The organism is Acidovorax sp. GW835-FHT14G06 (genome assembly GCF_058793595.1).
The window spans coordinates 1-16,859 of the sequence record NZ_JBXAGA010000029.1 but is presented as its reverse complement, the minus strand read 5'-3'; the positions used below and the strand labels follow the sequence as shown (position 1 = coordinate 16,859).

Sequence of the window (16,859 nt, the reverse complement as noted above, 5' to 3'; positions counted from 1 at the left end):
CGGTCTACCCAGACCACCCCCGCGCCAGTGCTAGCTTTGCGTACCGTCACTTATTGCACTGAAAACGAGGAGACCCCAAAGATCCGAGTTGGGGCACGGTGAGAGGTGAACCTGTCAGGCCCATGACCACGGTGAGGGGGGCATTGATCTCCCGGACGAGCGCTTCGATGGTCTTGGGGTCGGAAGCCCCCGGCACAAAGAGGCAATCCGCACCCGCCTCTCGGTACGCATTGCATCGCTCGACGGCCTCTGCAAAAACATTGCTCGCACCAGTCAGGTAGACATCGGATCGGGCCGTCAGAACAAAAGGAACTCCCGACGCGTCCGCGGCGCGTCTTGCTGCCCGAACGCGCGCGACAGCGTGCTCTCTGTCGAACAGGGCTTGCGCAGGATTGCCGCTGTAGTCCTCGATGTTCGCGCCCACCACACCAGCACGAATCGCAGCCGCGATGGTTTCTCCAACCTCTTCAGGGCTCGCACCGTAGCCCGACTGGAGATCGGCGGAGACAGGAAGTGGACTTGCCGCAGCAATGGACCCCACGCGATCCAGCATGGTCTCCCTGCTCACAGCAGCTTCTTGATCAGGGAATCCCAGCGAGAAAGCCACGCCTGCACTCGTAGTGGCGATAGCGGGAAAGCCGCAGGACGCGAGCATCAGCGCACTACCAACGTCCCAAGCGTTGGGCATCAGAAAGATGGCCTCGGCAGTGTGCAATTGCTGGAACCGTAGACCCCGTTGGATTTGGCTCATTATGGCCATCCTAGTCGCCGAAGTTGGTGGCGGGTACTTCAGTCGGTATCGTGCGTATGGGCAATCTCGCCCAGACACCGCATCAACTTGTCGTAAAGCGTGCGCCCTGTTGTCGGGGGAGGTATGCCACACACCCATGTACTTCCTGCCGTTTTTGCGATTTGGTAGAGCGCCTCACTTTTCGACCATAACCAGCGCATGCACAGATTCGTCGGTGTCGAAAAACGGCTCACGTTGCTTGCGTGGTTGCTTTAGGCAGCGCGTTCGAATCTCCTCGGGACGATTCAAGACAGGTTTACCGGGCAAACGCTCCGCAACTCCTATGTGGCCGTGTCAACCGCGCGTTGTTCCGGATCTGTTCACCTACTCGCCAAAACGGAGTAGATAGCTACCCCCAGATTCTGAGAGTGAAGTGGTGCAAGGCGATGTCTTCAACAAAGACGATTTGTACGAGGCATTAAGCAAGCACAGAGTGGGAATAGCGATCAATTCCAACGATCCTTCAACCCCGTCACCCGGTTGAACACCACTTTCCCGCCCACCCCGTGGTCCGCACGGTCGGCCACGAAGTAGCCGTGGCGCTCAAACTGGAATTTCTGGTCTGGCTTCGCTGCAGCCAGTGAAGGCTCCACAACCGCCGTCACCACCTTCAGGCTGTCGGGGTTCAGCGCGTCCAGGAAGTTCTTGCCGCCCGCGTCGGGTTGCGGGTCGGTGAACAGGCGGTCGTACAGGCGCACTTCGGCGCTCACCCCGTCGGCGTTGCCCACCCAGGTGATGGCGGCTTTGGCCTTGACGCTGTCGGCGCCGGGGGTGCCGCTCTTGGTGCCGGGGATGACCTTGGCGTGCACTTCGGTCACTTTGCCTTCGGCGTCTTTGGCGCAACCCGTGCATTCGATGACGTAGCCGCCTTTGAGGCGCACCACGTTGCCTGGGAACAGGCGCTTGTAGCCCTTGGGCGGCACTTCTTCAAAGTCTTCGCGTTCGATCCACACGTCCTTGCCGATCTTGAAGACGCGGTCAGGCGGCGGCGTCTGGCCTTCGGCAATGGTGCTGTGGGGCAGGGCGGGCTGGGTGCAGTCTTCGGTGTAGCCGTCAGAGCCGAACACTTCGGCCCAGTTGGTGAGCACCAGCTTGACGGGGTCAAGCACGGCCATGCCGCGGTGGGCCTTGTTTTCCAGGTCTTCGCGCAGGCAGCCGTCGAGCGTGCTGTAGTCGATCCAGGAGTCGCTCTTGGTCACGCCGATGCGTTCGGCAAACAGCTGGATGGCCTCGGGCGTGTAGCCGCGGCGGCGCAGGCCGACGATGGTGGGCATGCGCGGGTCGTCCCAGCCGCTGACTTTCTTCTCGTTCACCAGCTGCGCCAGCTTGCGCTTGCTGGTGATCACGTAGGTCAGGTTCAGGCGCGCAAATTCGTACTGCCGCGGCGGTGGGGCCTTGAGCAGGCCGCCTTCGCACAAACGCTCCAGCAACCAGTCGTAGAACGGGCGCTGGTCTTCAAATTCCAGCGTGGCGATGCTGTGGGTGATCTGCTCCAGCGCGTCCTCGATGGGGTGCGCGAAGGTGTACATGGGGTAGATGCACCAGGCGTCGCCCGTGTTGTGGTGCGTGGCGCGGCGGATGCGGTAGATGGCCGGGTCGCGCAGGTTGATGTTGGGCGAGGCCATGTCGATCTTGGCGCGCAGCACGGCGGCGCCGTCGGCCAGTTTGCCGTCGCGCATCTCGCGGAAGCGGGCCAGGTTCTCTTCCGGGCTGCGGCTGCGGAAGGGGCTGTCCACGCCGGGCTTGCCGAAGTCGCCGCGGTTGATGCGCATGTCTTCGGCTGTCTGCTCGTCCACATAGGCGTGGCCGGCGGTGATAAGGTATTCGGCCGCGCGGTACATGAAGTCGAAGTAGTTCGACGCGTAGTACAGGTGGCTTTCCTGCTTGCCGTTGAAGTTGGATTCCCAGTTGAAACCCAGCCACTGCACCGCGTCGAGGATGGAGTCCACGTACTCCTTTTCTTCCTTCTCGGGGTTGGTGTCGTCAAAGCGCATGTGGCAGACGCCGCCGTAGTCGCGCGCCAGGCCGAAGTTCAGGCAGATGCTCTTGGCGTGGCCCACGTGCAGGTAGCCGTTGGGTTCGGGCGGGAAGCGGGTGCGGATCTTGGCCGGGTCGGGCTGGCCGGCGTCGTGGAAGGCGGCATCACCCGGGCCGCCGCCCCATTGGCGCTGGGCGTAGGTGCCGGTGGCGAGGTCTTTTTCAATGACCTGGCGCAGGAAGTTTGACGTCCTGAGCGCCTGGCCCTCAATTTCTGCGGGAGCTTGGTGGTGTCGAGAGATGCTGGACGAAAGGGACGGGGGGGGCATGCAGTCATTCTAAGGAGAGGCGGAAGCTCCAAGATAATCAAGGTCTAACCCACAACAGGTGTCACGCGCTTGAACCAAAGCACTCCCTTGCCGAACGCCTCTCTGCTGAACCAGCTGTTACGGTTCACCCCCACGGCGCGCATGTTTTTCTCGGGAAATCTCTGTACCCTGACGCAGGGATCCGAGGCTGACGGCCTCAAGCAGGGGACGATGCACCTGCTGAGTCGCGGCGAGCTGCAACTGACGCGCAAGGGCTTTGCGCCGCTGAACGTGCGGGCGCCCAGCGTGCTGTTGCTTCCCCGCGCGTTGGAGCACTGGGTTCAGGGCTCAGGGCCGCAGGGGGTGGACCTGATGTGCGCCACCCTCAGTGAATTGGCGCCGCCGCTGGACATGATCTTGCCGGACGTCACGGTGATTGACTTGACCGCCACGTCATCGCTGCAGCGACCGGTAGAGCTGCTGTTCGAGGAGGCCGAGGCACGTGCTTTTGGTTATCGGGCAGCGATCGACCGCCTGCTGCAATACACCTTCGTGGTGCTTGTGCGTCACCTGATTGATCGGCAACTGCTGTCCGGCGGTGTGCTGGAGGCCATGGTCGACAGCCGTCTGGGTGTGGTGCTGTCCATGCTGCACGAATCGCCAGAGCACGACTGGACGCTTGACAGCATGGCGGAGCTGGCGCACCTGTCCCGGTCTGCCTTTGCCCTGCGCTTTGTCCAGGTGGTGGGCATACCGCCGTTGACCTACTTGACCCACTGGCGCATGGCGGTTGCCCGCAACCTACTCGCGCAAGGGCAGGCAGTGAAGGCGGTGGCCTCTCAGGTGGGCTACGGTAATGCCACCGCATTCGCGCGAGCGTTTCAACGGGCCTCGGGGCAATCGCCCAGCGCTTGGCAGATGGAGCATCTGAGTCAGCCGTAGGTCCATCGCGCCCTGGTTCTGGACGATCGGTGGCGTGATGCGGACGCCGAATGCCGTTGTGCTGTGCCGAACGGACCCGACTTCAGGTTCAATGCCTTGAGGCAGAACTTTGAAGGAGATCACGATGAACCCGAGCGAAAAAGCAGTCCTGGCCGGCGGTTGTTTCTGGGGCATGCAGGACCTGGTGCGCAAGCTGCCTGGCGTGTTGCGCACCCGTGTGGGCTACAGCGGCGGCGATGTGCCCAACGCCACCTACCGCAACCACGGCACCCACGCCGAGGCGTTGGAGGTGGAGTTCGACCCCACGCAGACGAGCTTTCGCGACCTGCTGGAGTTCTTCTTCCAGATCCACGATCCGAGCACCCCGGGGCGCCAGGGCAATGACCGCGGCAGTTCCTACCGGTCGGCCATTTTCTACACCTCGGACGAGCAGCTGGCCACGGCGCAGCAGACCATTGCCGATGTGAATGCCTCGGGTTTGTGGCCGGGCAAGGTGGTCACCGAGCTCGCGCCCGCGGGGCCGTTCTGGGAGGCCGAGCCCGAGCATCAGGACTACCTGGTCAAGCACCCCAACGGCTACACCTGCCACTACCCCCGTGCGGGCTGGAAGCTGCCGCGACGCGAGATCGGCTGACGGCCAACGCTCAAGAACGGTGGGGGTCGGCGCGCCAGTGGGCGGGCCGACCCGGTGTGTCTGTTTTTTTCCTGAGGAGATGGTGATGCAATCCCGGTGCATTCAACAGGCGCCCGAGCTGCGGGTGCCGTGGTGGATCGACGGCGAAGGGCGCAGCATGGCACCGCTGAAGCTGTCCGATCTGGGCGACGGGTTCAAAGTGATCTTCTGCTTCCAGCACTGGTGTCCGGGCTGCCACAGCCATGGCTTTCCGACCCTGCAGAAGCTGATCAAGGCGTTGGGCGATCGCGGCTTCGCGTTTGCCGCGGTGCAGACCGTGTTCGAGGGCGCCGAGTCCAACACCTTCGAGCGCCTGCGCGAGACGCAGTTGCGCTACGGCTTGAACATTCCGTTCGGACACGACCCTGCGATCGGACGCGCGTCGTCGCTCATGGCGGACTACGGGACGCGCGGCACGCCGTGGTTTTTGGTGATCGATCCGCTGGACGAGGTGCTCTACAGCGACTTCGAGCTCGACGAGCGGCAGCTGATCGGGGCGTTCGGCGCTTCGAACGATGGTCTCAAGGCGGCCTGAAGTCATGCGTGCGTCCACACCAAAGGCCGTGTCGGAGCCGAAGACGCCGGGGACGGGCCCGGCGTTTCGGCTGCCGTTTGACAACAGCTTCTTCCGGGACATGCAGGGGTTCTATGTGCCTTGGAAGCCCGAGCCGTCCCCGGCCCCGGCCTGGGTGCAGTTCAACGACGCCCTGGCGCTGGAGCTGGGGCTGGAGCCGGCGACGCTGAAGTCTGCGACCGGTCTGGCGTGGCTGTCCGGCGTGGAAATGCCGGCTGAGGCGGCGCCGCTGGCGCAGGCCTACGCGGGACACCAGTTCGGCCAGTTCTCGCCACACTTGGGGGATGGCCGCGCCTTGCTGCTCGGGGAACTCATCGACACGGCAGGACAGCGTCGGGACCTGGCCCTCAAGGGGTCGGGCCGTACGCCGTTTTCGCGCCGTGGCGATGGCAAGGCGGCACTGGGCCCGGCGCTGCGCGAGTACCTCATGGGCGAGGCCATGCACGCGTTGGGCATTCCCACGACGCGTGCGCTGGCGGTGATCCGGACCGGTGAGCGGGTGAACCGCGAGGGCTCGCCCCCCGGGGCGATCTTGGTGCGCGTGGCGGCCAGCCACTTGCGGGTGGGCACTTTTGAGTTCTTCGCGGCGCGGGAGGAGGAGGTGATGCTTCGGCGGCTGCTCGACTATGCCGTGGCGCGGCATGACCCCGCCCTCGCCAAGCTTTCCGACAAGCCCATTCCGATGCTGGAGGCCGTCTGTGAGCGGCAGGCGCAGCTGATTGCACGCTGGATGGGCGTGGGCTTCATCCACGGGGTGATGAACACCGACAACATGAGCATTTCGGGCGAGACCATCGACTATGGTCCGTGTGCGTTCATGGAGGGTTTCGATCCGGCCACGGTGTTCAGCTCGATCGACCGTCAGGGGCGATATGCCTACGGCCAGCAGCCGGCCATGGCGCAATGGAACCTGGCCCGTCTGGCCGAAGCGTTGCTGCCGGTTCTGGACGCCCGCGATATCGACGTCGTGGAACGGGTGGAACAGGTGGTGGCCGGGTTTGCCGTGCGCTTTGACCGGCATTGGACCGGGCAGCTGCGCGCCAAGCTGGGCTTGGCCGCTGAAGAGCCGGACGACCGCGCCCTGGCGGACGACTTCCTGCAGCTGCTGCAGCGGGAAAAGGTGGACTTCACGCTGGCGTTCCGCCTCCTGTCCGACGCCATCACGGGGCCGGATGCCGCACTGCACGACCTGTTCGGACGGGAGCGCCCGGCGCTCTCGGACTGGCTGGCGCGCTGGCGCCAGCGCATGGCCCGGGAGGGAAGGACCTTGCAGGACTGCGCCGCAACGGCGTGGTCGGTCAATCCCTTCGTGATCCCGCGCAATCACCAGGTGGAGGCGGCGCTGTCGAGTGCCGTGGACGAGGCCGACCTCGGTCCGTTCGAGCGCCTGCTGGCGGTGCTGGGGCGGCCGTACGAGACGGTGGAGTCCGCGCGGCCATTCACGCTGCCGGCCTCGCCCGAAGTGGCCGCAGCCCACCGCACCTTCTGCGGCACCTGATTGGGGTACCCAACGATTTCTGAAAGGAGACTTCGCATGACCACAACGAAACAGGAACCCGGTGTCCTTGGCGAAGCGGCCGCTCCCCTGGGTGTGACCCGGTGGGTGGACGCGTCGGGCCAGGCGCTGGAACACTTCGACCTGGACCGCATGCCCGGCCGGTTCAAGCTCATCTTCTGTTTTCAGGACGCCTGCCCGGGGTGCCATGCGACCGGCTTTCCGGCGCTTGCCCGGGTGGTCGACGCGTTTCGGGGGAGCGACTTCGTCGGGTTCGCCGCAGTCCAGACCGTGTTCGAGGACTTCGGTTCGAACACCTGGGAGCGCATGCTGGCCAATCACTCCCGCTACGCGCTGGGCATTCCCTTCGGGCACGACGCCGGTGACGAACAGGACGGCGCGGGTTCGGAGCTGATGCGCCGCTACCGCAACGGCGGCACACCCTGGTTCATCCTGATCGATCCCGATGGCAGAGTGGTCTACAACCATTTCCGAATCGACGCCGACAAGCTCGTCACCTTTCTCAAGCGGCTGGAAAACGAACCGGCGGCACCGGAGCCTGGGCCCGACATGTTGACTTGGAAAGGAGTGATTCAACTGGTGGAAACGGGCAACCCGACGCCACCGCGCCGAGTTGAGCGCAGCGAAGCCGAGTGGGCCCAACAGCTGACGCCCGAGCAGTTCCGAATCACGCGGCTCAAGGGCACCGAACGGGCGCACAGCTCCTCGATGTGTACGCTGTTTTCGCCCGGGATCTACCGGTGCGTGTGCTGCGGCACTGAACTATTCGATGCGTCGACCAAATATGACAGCCGCAGCGGCTGGCCCAGCTTCACGCAGGCCATTGCCCCGGGTCTGGTGGGCTATCACGGAGACAACAGCCACGGCATGGTGCGGGTGGAGACGACGTGCAACGTCTGCGACGCCCACCTGGGTCACGTGTTTCCCGACGGACCCAAGCCCAGCGGTCTGCGCTACTGCATCAACGCCCTGGCACTGGAGAAAGCATGAGCAGCGAAAAGGTAGGCTTCGCTGGCAGCAGCCAGGGTCTGCTGGTGGGTGTCTTGGAACGCCCGGACCATGCACCGTTACAAGCCCTGGCGGTGTTTGCCCACTGCTTTACCTGCGGAAAGAACTCTCTCGCCGCGACCCGCATCAGCCGGGCGCTGGCTCAGCAGGGCATCGCCACGCTGCGCTTTGATTTCACCGGTCTGGGCGAGAGCGAAGGCGACTTCGGGCGCGGTGGCTTTTCGTCCAGCGTGGCGGACATTGTGGCGGCGGTGCACTGGATGCAGAGCACGATCGGCATGCCTGCACTGTTGGTCGGACACAGCCTGGGGGGGACGGCGGCCATCGCGGCGGCTGCCCGCCTCGACGGCATACGGGCGGTTTGCACGCTGGGCGCACCCGCGACGGCCGACCATGTGCTTCGTCACTTCGGTCCGACCAAGTCCGAAGAGGATGGGCAGATCCAGGTCGACCTGGGCGGCCGGGCGTTCAGGATCGCGCCGGCCTTCATTGAAGAGCTCCAGGCCCAAGCCCACGAGAACCCGGTCAAGGGGCTTCGCGCGGCCTTGCTGGTTATGCACGCGCCAAGTGACGCGGTGGTGGACATCGGCGAGGCACAGGACCTGTTCAAGGCGGCCAGACATCCTAAGAGTTTCATCAGCCTGGACGATGCGGACCATCTGCTCACGCGCCCGGCCGATGCGCAGTATGCGGCTGACCTGATTGGCGCCTGGGCCTCGCGGTTTCTGCCGATGCGAGCCGAGCGAAACGATGCGCCGTCGGACCTTCGTGCGGGCGAGGTGTGGGTGGGGGAGCACGATCACGCCTTCTGGCGATCGATGCGAGCAGGTCCGCACCACCTCGACGCCGATGAGCCCAAGGAAGTGGGTGGTGGCGAACGCGGGCCCGATCCTTATGAACTTCTGCTGATGTCGCTGGGCGCCTGCACGTCCATGACATTGCGCCAGTACGCCAAGCGAAAAGGCTATGCGCTCAAGGATGTCCAGGTCAGGTTGCGTCATGAGCGCGCGCACGCGACCGATTGCCAGGAGTGCGGGGATCGCTCGGGACAGGTTGACCACGTCACGCGGCAGCTCCTGCTGAGCGGACCGTTGAGTGAAAGCCAGCGACAGGACCTGTTGCGCATCGCCGATCGTTGCCCCGTGCATCGAACGCTGGAGAACCATCCGGTGATCACCACCACACTGATTCGGGACTGATCCCAACCACACACAAACGAAGGAGACGGAGCATGAGAGCCATCTGGAAAGGCACCACCATCGCTGAGAGCGATGACATCGTGGAAGTTGAAGGCAACGCCTATTTCCCACACGACGCGTTGCGCCCGGAACATTTCAAACCAAGCGATACGCACACCACCTGTCCATGGAAGGGGCGGGCCAGCTACTACGACGTCGTGGTCGGCGAAGACGTGAACGCTGACGCGGCGTGGTACTACCCGTCGCCCAAGGCTGGTGCGGAGGCGGTGACCGGCAGGGTGGCGTTCTGGCGCGGTGTCGAGGTGCGGCCATGAGCGGGGAACAGAGGTTCGACGCGATCGTGATCGGAGCCGGTCAGGCCGGTCCCTTTCTGGGCGCGACACTCGTTGCCCGGGGTATGAAGGTGGCGCTCATCGAGGAGCGTGACCTGGGTGGTACCTGTGTCAATCGGGGCTGCACCCCAACCAAGACCCTACGCAAGTCGGCTCGTGTGGCTCACATGGCGCGCCGGGCCAGCGAATTCGGTGTGCAAACCGGGTCGGTCCAGGTCAACTTCAGGGCAGCGATGGAGCGCATGCAACGCCGGGTGGAGGAGGCTCGCTCTGGCCTGCAGGCCTGGCTGGGCCAGTTGGAAGGACTCACCATCATCAAGGCGCGCGGTCGCCTGGCGGGCCGTGAAGGCGAACAGTTCGTGGTGCTGGCCGGCGAGCATCAGCTGGTGGCGCCCAAGGTGGTGCTGAACACCGGCACACGTCCCTTTGTTCCGCCGGTGCCTGGGCTGGACGAGCTGCCGTTCCTGGACAACGAACGGCTGTTGGCGCTGCGTGAATTACCGTCCAGGCTGGTGATCATCGGCGGTGGATACATCAGCCTGGAGATGGCTCAGATCTTTCGGCGGCTGGGAAGTGAGGTTGCCATTCTGGAAACAGGGCCCCGCCTCACGGCCCGCGAGGACGAGGACATTGCAGCCGCTGTGACCGGAATGCTGACAGCGGAAGGCATCGAAGTGAACACCGGCGTGCGCATTGAGCGGGTCGGCAAGGCGGACAACGACGCTGGCGTGCGGGTGCAGTTGGCTGGTGGCCGCAGCGTGGATGGCAGCCACCTGCTGGTGGCCACCGGGCGAATACCGAACACCGACTGTCTGGGCCTGGAAACGGTGGGCCTGGAGGTCAGTGCGCGAGGCTACCTGGTCACCAACGACCGGCTCGAAACCGCGGTTCCCGGCATCTGGGCGCTGGGTGACATCAATCAGCGCGGGGCCTTTACCCACACCAGCTACCACGATCAGGACATCGTGGCGGAGAACCTGGCCGGAGGGCAACGCAGCGCCGCCGCGCGCGTCGGCATTTATGCCATGTTTACCGATCCTCCGCTGGCCCACGTCGGTCTTTATGAGGCCGACGCGCGAAAACTCGTGACCGAAGGGCGACGCATTTCCCAGGCGGTTCACGCCATGAAGGACGTCAGTCGCGCGAAGGAAGAAGGCGAAACCGTGGGCAAGATCAAGCTCCTCATCGATGAGGACAGTGGTCATTTCCTCGGAGCGACCATGCTCGGGATCCAGTCGGACGAGATCATTCAGGCGATCGGTCTGGTGATGGCCAGTGGCGGCACCTGGAAGTTGGTCCGGGATGCATTGCCCGTTCACCCGACGGTCACCGAGTTCCTGCCCACCATCATTGATCGACGCAAGCCCTTGACCGCAAGTTCTGGGTGAGCCGGAGGACCCACACCATGCCCATCAACCGCTCATTCAGCGGCCGCAATCGCGATGTCCACAACCACGGCGGTCGACTTCCGCCAGGACAGTCCCTGACGGAAGGTTTTCCCGTGCTGACTGCGGGCCCCACCCCAAAAGCCTTGGCGCTTGGCGATTGGCGCTTGACCTTGAAGGTCGGTGTGCGGCCGGTTCGCGTTTGGACCTGGAGCGAATTCCAGGCCCTGCCCCAGACCGAGCAGGTGGTCGATATCCATTGCGTTACCACCTGGTCGAAATTCGACACCCGCTGGCGCGGTGTGACGTTGGACACCTTGTTGCAGGCGGCCGGACTGGAAGCGCCCACGCCTTGGGTGTTGGCGCATTCTCAGGACGGCTACTCCACCAACGTGCCGTTGGCCGATCTGACACAAGGGCGCGCAATGATCGCAACGCACTACGACGACCGACCGCTCGCGCCCGAGCACGGGGGACCGGCACGCCTGTTGGTGCCGCATCTCTACTTCTGGAAGTCGGCCAAGTGGGTCAATGCGCTGCAGTTCAACGAGCGCGACGAGGCCGGGTTCTGGGAACTGCGGGGCTATCACATGCGAGGCGACCCTTTCAAGGAAGAGCGCTATGGATGAGGCTGTTGGTCAACACCGGCTGAGCTGGCAGACCGCACGCATCGATGCGTTGCAGGCACTGACTCCACGCGTCATGCGGGTGGTGCTGCGTCCTGACAGATGGGTTCGCCCGAGGCCGGGCCAGCATTTGGATGTCCGACTGACAGCGGAAGACGGCTATCAGGCACAACGGAGCTATTCACTCCTCTCACCTCCTCAACGTACCGGGCTCTATGAGCTTGGCATTGAGCGTTTGGACGATGGCGAAGTATCCACCTGGTTTCACGACAAGGCCCAGCACGGCGAAACGATTGAAGTCCTCGGACCGGTTGGAGGTCATTTTGTGCTTGACGAGTCGAACACACGACCAGCCTTGCTGATTGGGGGAGGATCTGGCGTCGTTCCCCTTTTGTCCATGGCAGCGCAACGCGTGGGTGCATACAGCCAAGCGCATACAACGCTGTTGGTTGCCGCACGCCATCTTGACGAAGTGTTGCTCTGGCCCACCCTGCAGCGATGGGAAGCGTTTACGCCGCGGTTTCGCAGCCGACTGGCGCTCTCGCGGGATACCTGTGCCCCGCGCGCACAGGACCACGTTGGCCGCATTGATGGAGCCGATGTTGCTTGGGCATTGCAGCAATTGGGTGATGTGGCGACCGAATCTGCGCAGGTTTTCATCTGCGGGCGTAATGACTTTGTCGAGTCCATCGTTCATATGGTCACCGGGCTAAATGTGCCCGAGGTCTCCATCCGCACCGAGCGCTTCGGAAGTTGACTCTCTTTTTTCTCATCTGCCGTGACACCTGAAGACATCCGCCTAACCCGATACGTCTCTGTCCGTTCGCGCAGCGAACGTCTGTGTGCCCCTCTGAGTGCCGAGGACCATGTTCCCCAACCGGTTTCCGACGTCAGTCCGCCGAAGTGGCACTTGGCCCACACCACGTGGTTCTTCGAGACTTTTGTCCTCGCGAAACAACAGCCGGACTATCGACTGTTCCATCCTCTGTATGGCTACCTGTTCAACAGCTACTACGAATCGGAGGGCGCTCACCTGGCACGCCCGCAGCGAGGGAGCTTGAGTCGCCCGACGGTGGCTGAGGTGATGGCGTATCGCGCGCATGTGGACGAGTCCATGCGCCGTATGCTGAAGGAACCACTGGAGCCCGCGGTCGCGGCCTTGGTAGAGCTGGGCATGCAGCATGAACAACAGCATCAGGAGTTGCTGATCACAGACATCAAGTACATCCTGGGCCACAACCCATTGCATCCGGCGTATGACCCTCTGGGCATCGGTCCCCAAGATGTGACGGCCGAACATGATGGAACCTGCCCACCACTGGACGATTGGCTTAGCGTCGAAGGGCAGACGATTCGCATGGGCCACCAGGGGCCAGGGTTCGCCTTCGACAACGAGTCGCCATCGCATTTGGCGCTCATTCAAGGAGTAGACATCCGTGTGGCGCTAGTCACCAATGATGAATACCTTCAGTTCATGCGCGACGGAGGATATCAGCGCCATTCGCTCTGGCATGCGGAAGGCTGGGACTGGGTGCAAACGCTTAAATTCCGTGCGCCGATGTACTGGCAGCCCGACCCTAACCAGCCTGACGGATGGGGTCATTACACGCTCCAGGGGGTGATGCCGCTGACCAGTCAGGCACCAGTCACGCATGTCAGTTACTACGAGGCACACGCTTTCTGCGATTGGGCGGGGTGGCGATTGCCCACCGAGTTCGAGTGGGAAGCAGCGGCAAGCCGGTTCGACTGGGGGCGTCGATGGGAATGGACGCGCAGTGCCTATCAGCCCTATCCCGGTTTTGCCCGCAGCGAGGGCGCAGTGGGCGAATACAACGGGAAGTTCATGGTGAACCAGCAGGTCTTGCGCGGAGCGTCCTGGGCCACATCGCCGGGCCACGCCCGTTTGACATACCGGAACTTCTTTCACGCTCCGTTGCGTTGGCAGTTCACGGGCATCCGTCCTGTTCGCTCGCGGGAGTCCGCATGACTGATCGGGACAGACTGACGGAGCATGTTCTGCAAGGGTTGACGCGACCACAGAAGGCGCTCTCATCCGCTTGGTTCTACGACGATGAGGGCTCGCGCCTGTTTCAGCAGATCATGGCGCTGCCCGAGTACTACCTCACACGCCTTGAGCACGAGCTGCTGCGCTCACGCGCGGATGAGCTTTCCCGGTGGATAGATCCTCGGTGCAGCCCGATCGATCTGATTGAACTGGGCAGCGGCGACGGGGCCAAAACGCTGTCGCTGTGCCAGGCACTGGCGCAACGTGAAGTGGATTGCATCTACAGGCCTATGGATGTGTCCGCACACGCCCTAGCGGATCTGAGCCGCCGCTTTGACACGTACCTCCCCCGCATGGCCATCGAACCGGTGCTGGGAGACTATTTCGAGCATTGGCCTCAGATTGCCGAAGGGCGACGCCAGGTTGCAATGTTGCTGGGCAGCAATCTGGGCAACCTCGACGAACACGGTGCCGTCAAGCTGCTGCAGCGGGTGCATTCGCATTTGCGCCCGGGTGACCTTGTGCTGCTTGGTCTGGATCTGGTCAAGGACCCGGCCATGTTGCGCGCAGCATACGACGATTCACAGGGCGTGACCGCTGCGTTCAATTTGAATCTGCTGACGCGGTTGAATCGCGAGTTGGGCATGGACTTCGATCTGACGAAATTTCGGCACTACGCCAGCTACTGTCCGCTGGAACACGTGGCCAGAAGCTTTCTGGTGAGCCAAGTTGACCAGGTGGTCCACAGCAGAACCCTTGACCGAGGGTTTGTATTCCATGCCGGGGAGACCATCTATACAGAGCAATCCCAGAAATACTCCCTGGCTTCAATCGAACACCTCGCACGCCGAAGCGGGTTTGACAACACCTGCACCCTGACCGACCCCCGAGGCTGGTACGCCATCACCGTCTGGCACCGGCTACCGTTCACCCCAACGCAACAAACGTCGACCTGAAAAAGGAGTCCTAATGAGCAACAAGACCCATCTGCGCCAGACCATGCTGGACCTTGCCGAAGGGCGCCTGCGGTTTGCTGAACAGACCTATGCGCAATACCTGGTCGGTGCGGCGGGCCGCGGAGATGAACCCAGTGAAAGCGATGCGGCGTCGCGGGCCGTCAACAATGCCGCTCTGGCGCAGGCGTTCGAATGCCCCATTCACGATCATCAGGAGGCCCTGGAAGTCTTACGTCAGATCGATTTCGGTCCCCGGGATTCGGTGGAGACAGGCGCCGTGGTTCGCATCGACGGGCGTTGGTTCGTGATTGCGGTTGCTAGCGATGCCTTCCAGTGCGACGGCAACACCTACATGGGAATTTCCACCCAGGCGCCCATCTACGCAGCGATCGCAGATGCCCGAGCCGGTGATGTTGTCAGCTTCCGGCAACGCGAACTGCACATAGAGGAAGTCTTGTGATGCACCTCATTCGAGTCTGAACGATGGGCGGCACGCTGCGCGACTTGGTCCGGCGCTTTCATGGCACAGGTCGACTTGGTGCCATCGTTCTGCGCCCGGATCGCCTCAAGGACGCTGTGTCCGTGCAGGAGGCCAGGGCCGAACCGGGTCTCGGGCTGATTGGCGATCACCGCTCCCTGCGGCTTCGTCAGTCGGATGCGCAACGCCATCGCGAGCTGAGTCTGATCCAGGCTGAGCACCTCAGCTTGCTCGGGGTCTGGACGGGGCAAGCCCCAATTGCCCCGGAGCGTTTGCGGCGCAACCTCGTGATCTCGGGGATCAACATCGCCGCGATGCATTCACCTTTCCGGGAAGAGCGCTTTGTCTGGCGAATTGGCGGTTCGGTCCGCATTGAAATCACGGGGCCATGTCCTCCTTGTTCACGCATGGAGGACGAGCTCGGTGAAGGCGGTTACGCCGCGCTGCGTGGTCACGGGGGCGCCACGGCACGGATCGTCGTAGGTGGCGTGCTACGGGTTGGAGATACCGTTAACCTTGACGTTGAATCCACCGTGGGCTGAGAGCCATGATCGAAGCAGAGCGTACGCCTGGGTTCCTCCATCTTCTCCAGATGACCGGCGGTGCGTCGTGGTTGCACATGTGCATCCACCACCGCGAGACGGAAGGTTTTCTCTCGAGCGCGACCGGCCTGGACAAGCTGATCGCCGCAGCGATGGTCTCTGAAGATACCCGGTCGCGGTTGCGCGTCCACGGGCAGGGTGTGATGGTTCTGCTCAAAGCGATGCATCTGAGAGCTGATGGAGTGGGGCATCCAGAGGACATGGTGTCCATGCGAATCTGGATTGATGAGCGTCGGGTTATCACGACCCGCGAGGAGGATGTGGATCCCATCCTCGAACTTGCAGAAGACATCTCTCAGGGGCGCGGCCCTGCAACGCCAGGTGACTTCCTTTGCGATCTCATCGAAGAGCACCTCGCGGAAGTTTCCGAGCAGGTCGAGATGCTGGAGGATGGGGTGGATCTGATCGGCGGCCTTCTGGTTCAGCACCAGACGGAAGCGGCATGCCCGAGCATGGCCAATACCCAGACCGCGATCTCTGGCTTTCTTCGTCATCTTGGCCCCCAGCGAGCCGTTCTTCAAACGTTGACAACTCTCGTCGTCCCGCCGCTGAATATAAATCACCGAGGCCGACTGGAGGAGCACCTGAACCAGCTGTTGCGGTTGCTCGAAACGCTGGAGAATTTGCGTGACCGTATCGATATCCTCAGTGACCAGGCAAACCGCATTCAGGAGCGACAGCTGAATCAAAGCTCTTATGTTTTTGCCGTGGTATCCACAATCTTCTTGCCCTTGAACTTTGTCACTGGCCTGTTTGGCGCCAATCTTCTGGGACTGCCGTTCGCAGATGCCACCAATGGCTTCTGGGTGTTGGTAGGTCTTTGCTTACTAATGAGTGTTGGGTTGGTAGCGGTCTTTCGCTGGTTCAAATGGCTTTAGTAGACGGTTTGTGGACTGTTTGAGATGTATCTTCGGAGCCGTCCATCAAGGACGGGTGCGCTGTTAGGAAAAACGATACGTGCCTGTTGATTCATCAGCACAACTGAGCCAGTGATCACGTCGAATACTGAGCCACTGGGTTGATGGATGTTCTGGCTACTCGGTTGTGGATAAGTCTATCGGGTCTGCTGCTTTTCGATCTCCTTTCTGAGCTTTTGCACGTGGCTTGGACGGTGCCGCGCCAGCGGCACTGGAGTGCTTGAATCGCCAGCTCTCATTGCCTGTCTCCACGATGTGGCAGTGGTGCGTGAGGCGGTCGAGCAAGGCGGTTGTCATCTTGGCGTCGCCGAAGACGCTGCTCCATTCCGAGAAGGTGAGGTTGGTGGTGATCACCACGCTCGTTCGCTCGTAGAGCTTGGAGAGCAGGTGGAACAGCATCGCACCGCCCGACTGCGTGAACGGCAGGTAGCCCAGTTCATCCAGGATCACCAGATCGACGTACATCAGCCGGTGTGCCAACTGCCCGGACTTGTTGGGGTCTCCTCGTTTTCAGTGCAATAAGTGACGGTACGAAAAGCTAGCACTGGCGCGGAGGTGGTGTTGGTAGATC

At 62.6% G+C, this 16,859-nt stretch carries 17 protein-coding genes and 1 pseudogene; 15 read left to right on the top strand and 3 right to left on the bottom strand.

From position 1 onward, the window contains the following. Positions 1 to 46 precede the first annotated feature (46 nt). Together AC1Q64_RS25000 and AC1Q64_RS24995 are read right to left on the bottom strand one after the other, a co-directional pair. The gene (locus AC1Q64_RS25000; RefSeq protein ID WP_079385910.1) at positions 47 to 751 is read right to left on the bottom strand and encodes an isocitrate lyase/PEP mutase family protein; all 705 of its coding nucleotides are present in this window, start codon (positions 749 to 751) and stop codon (positions 47 to 49) included. A gap of 485 nt (positions 752 to 1,236) precedes the next feature. Next, positions 1,237 to 3,096 (bottom strand): glutamine--tRNA ligase/YqeY domain fusion protein, encoded by a 1,860-nt coding sequence (locus AC1Q64_RS24995; RefSeq protein WP_197970338.1) that lies wholly within the window; start codon positions 3,094 to 3,096, stop codon positions 1,237 to 1,239. A gap of 69 nt (positions 3,097 to 3,165) precedes the next feature. Here AC1Q64_RS24995 and AC1Q64_RS24990 point away from each other — a divergent pair, with 69 nt between their 5' ends. The 15 genes from AC1Q64_RS24990 to AC1Q64_RS24920 all read left to right on the top strand — a co-directional run bounded on the left by AC1Q64_RS24990 (position 3,166) and on the right by AC1Q64_RS24920 (position 16,249). Then, positions 3,166 to 4,017 carry an AraC family transcriptional regulator gene (locus tag AC1Q64_RS24990; RefSeq protein WP_052157284.1) on the top strand — a complete coding sequence of 284 codons (852 nt, stop codon included), beginning with the start codon at positions 3,166 to 3,168 and terminating at the stop codon, positions 4,015 to 4,017. A gap of 124 nt (positions 4,018 to 4,141) precedes the next feature. Next, a complete protein-coding gene (gene msrA / locus AC1Q64_RS24985) occupies positions 4,142 to 4,651 on the top strand; it encodes a peptide-methionine (S)-S-oxide reductase MsrA (protein WP_008652077.1) in 510 nt (169 codons plus the stop codon). An 85-nt stretch (positions 4,652 to 4,736) separates the two neighbouring features. After that, complete coding sequence (locus AC1Q64_RS24980) at positions 4,737 to 5,225, top strand: peroxiredoxin family protein (RefSeq protein ID WP_034053978.1); 489 nt, start codon at positions 4,737 to 4,739, stop codon at positions 5,223 to 5,225. Positions 5,226 to 5,229: 4 nt separating this feature from the next. Beyond that, positions 5,230 to 6,762: a protein adenylyltransferase SelO gene (locus AC1Q64_RS24975; protein WP_074423286.1), complete on the top strand. Its 1,533-nt coding sequence runs from the start codon at positions 5,230 to 5,232 to the stop codon at positions 6,760 to 6,762. A 567-nt stretch (positions 6,763 to 7,329) separates the two neighbouring features. After that, on the top strand, positions 7,330 to 7,770 hold the full coding sequence (gene msrB / locus AC1Q64_RS24970; protein ID WP_034054008.1) for a peptide-methionine (R)-S-oxide reductase MsrB: 441 nt from the start codon (positions 7,330 to 7,332) through the stop codon (positions 7,768 to 7,770). Continuing rightward, a complete protein-coding gene (locus tag AC1Q64_RS24965; RefSeq protein WP_008647313.1) occupies positions 7,767 to 8,987 on the top strand; it encodes a bifunctional alpha/beta hydrolase/OsmC family protein in 1,221 nt (406 codons plus the stop codon). The genes msrB and AC1Q64_RS24965 overlap by 4 nt, the downstream gene beginning before the upstream one ends. Beyond that, positions 8,924 to 9,301: a DUF427 domain-containing protein gene (locus AC1Q64_RS24960; RefSeq protein ID WP_487300239.1), complete on the top strand. Its 378-nt coding sequence runs from the start codon at positions 8,924 to 8,926 to the stop codon at positions 9,299 to 9,301. Before AC1Q64_RS24965 ends, AC1Q64_RS24960 begins: the two co-directional genes overlap by 64 nt. Further along, positions 9,298 to 10,707: a mercuric reductase gene (locus AC1Q64_RS24955; protein WP_034053982.1), complete on the top strand. Its 1,410-nt coding sequence runs from the start codon at positions 9,298 to 9,300 to the stop codon at positions 10,705 to 10,707. Before AC1Q64_RS24960 ends, AC1Q64_RS24955 begins: the two co-directional genes overlap by 4 nt. Positions 10,708 to 10,724: 17 nt before the next feature. After that, complete coding sequence (locus AC1Q64_RS24950; RefSeq protein WP_008647302.1) at positions 10,725 to 11,333, top strand: sulfite oxidase-like oxidoreductase; 609 nt, start codon at positions 10,725 to 10,727, stop codon at positions 11,331 to 11,333. Then, complete coding sequence (locus tag AC1Q64_RS24945) at positions 11,326 to 12,087, top strand: FAD-binding oxidoreductase (RefSeq protein WP_042797684.1); 762 nt, start codon at positions 11,326 to 11,328, stop codon at positions 12,085 to 12,087. The genes AC1Q64_RS24950 and AC1Q64_RS24945 overlap by 8 nt, the downstream gene beginning before the upstream one ends. A 21-nt stretch (positions 12,088 to 12,108) precedes the next feature. Next, complete coding sequence (gene egtB / locus AC1Q64_RS24940; RefSeq protein WP_197022694.1) at positions 12,109 to 13,317, top strand: ergothioneine biosynthesis protein EgtB; 1,209 nt, start codon at positions 12,109 to 12,111, stop codon at positions 13,315 to 13,317. Further along, on the top strand, positions 13,314 to 14,291 hold the full coding sequence (gene egtD, locus AC1Q64_RS24935; protein WP_034053995.1) for an L-histidine N(alpha)-methyltransferase: 978 nt from the start codon (positions 13,314 to 13,316) through the stop codon (positions 14,289 to 14,291). The genes egtB and egtD overlap by 4 nt, the downstream gene beginning before the upstream one ends. Before the next feature lie 13 nt (positions 14,292 to 14,304). Continuing rightward, positions 14,305 to 14,751 (top strand): hypothetical protein, encoded by a 447-nt coding sequence (locus tag AC1Q64_RS24930; RefSeq protein ID WP_008647292.1) that lies wholly within the window; start codon positions 14,305 to 14,307, stop codon positions 14,749 to 14,751. A gap of 23 nt (positions 14,752 to 14,774) precedes the next feature. Further along, positions 14,775 to 15,311 carry an MOSC domain-containing protein gene (locus tag AC1Q64_RS24925; protein WP_034054001.1) on the top strand — a complete coding sequence of 179 codons (537 nt, stop codon included), beginning with the start codon at positions 14,775 to 14,777 and terminating at the stop codon, positions 15,309 to 15,311. 5 nt (positions 15,312 to 15,316) lie between these two features. Beyond that, a complete protein-coding gene (locus tag AC1Q64_RS24920) occupies positions 15,317 to 16,249 on the top strand; it encodes a CorA family divalent cation transporter (RefSeq protein WP_042797683.1) in 933 nt (310 codons plus the stop codon). Between the two features lie 156 nt (positions 16,250 to 16,405). Here AC1Q64_RS24920 and AC1Q64_RS24915 read toward each other — a convergent pair. Beyond that, positions 16,406 to 16,780: pseudogene (locus tag AC1Q64_RS24915) on the bottom strand (ATP-binding protein); the annotation flags it as partial. Positions 16,781 to 16,859 lie beyond the last annotated feature (79 nt).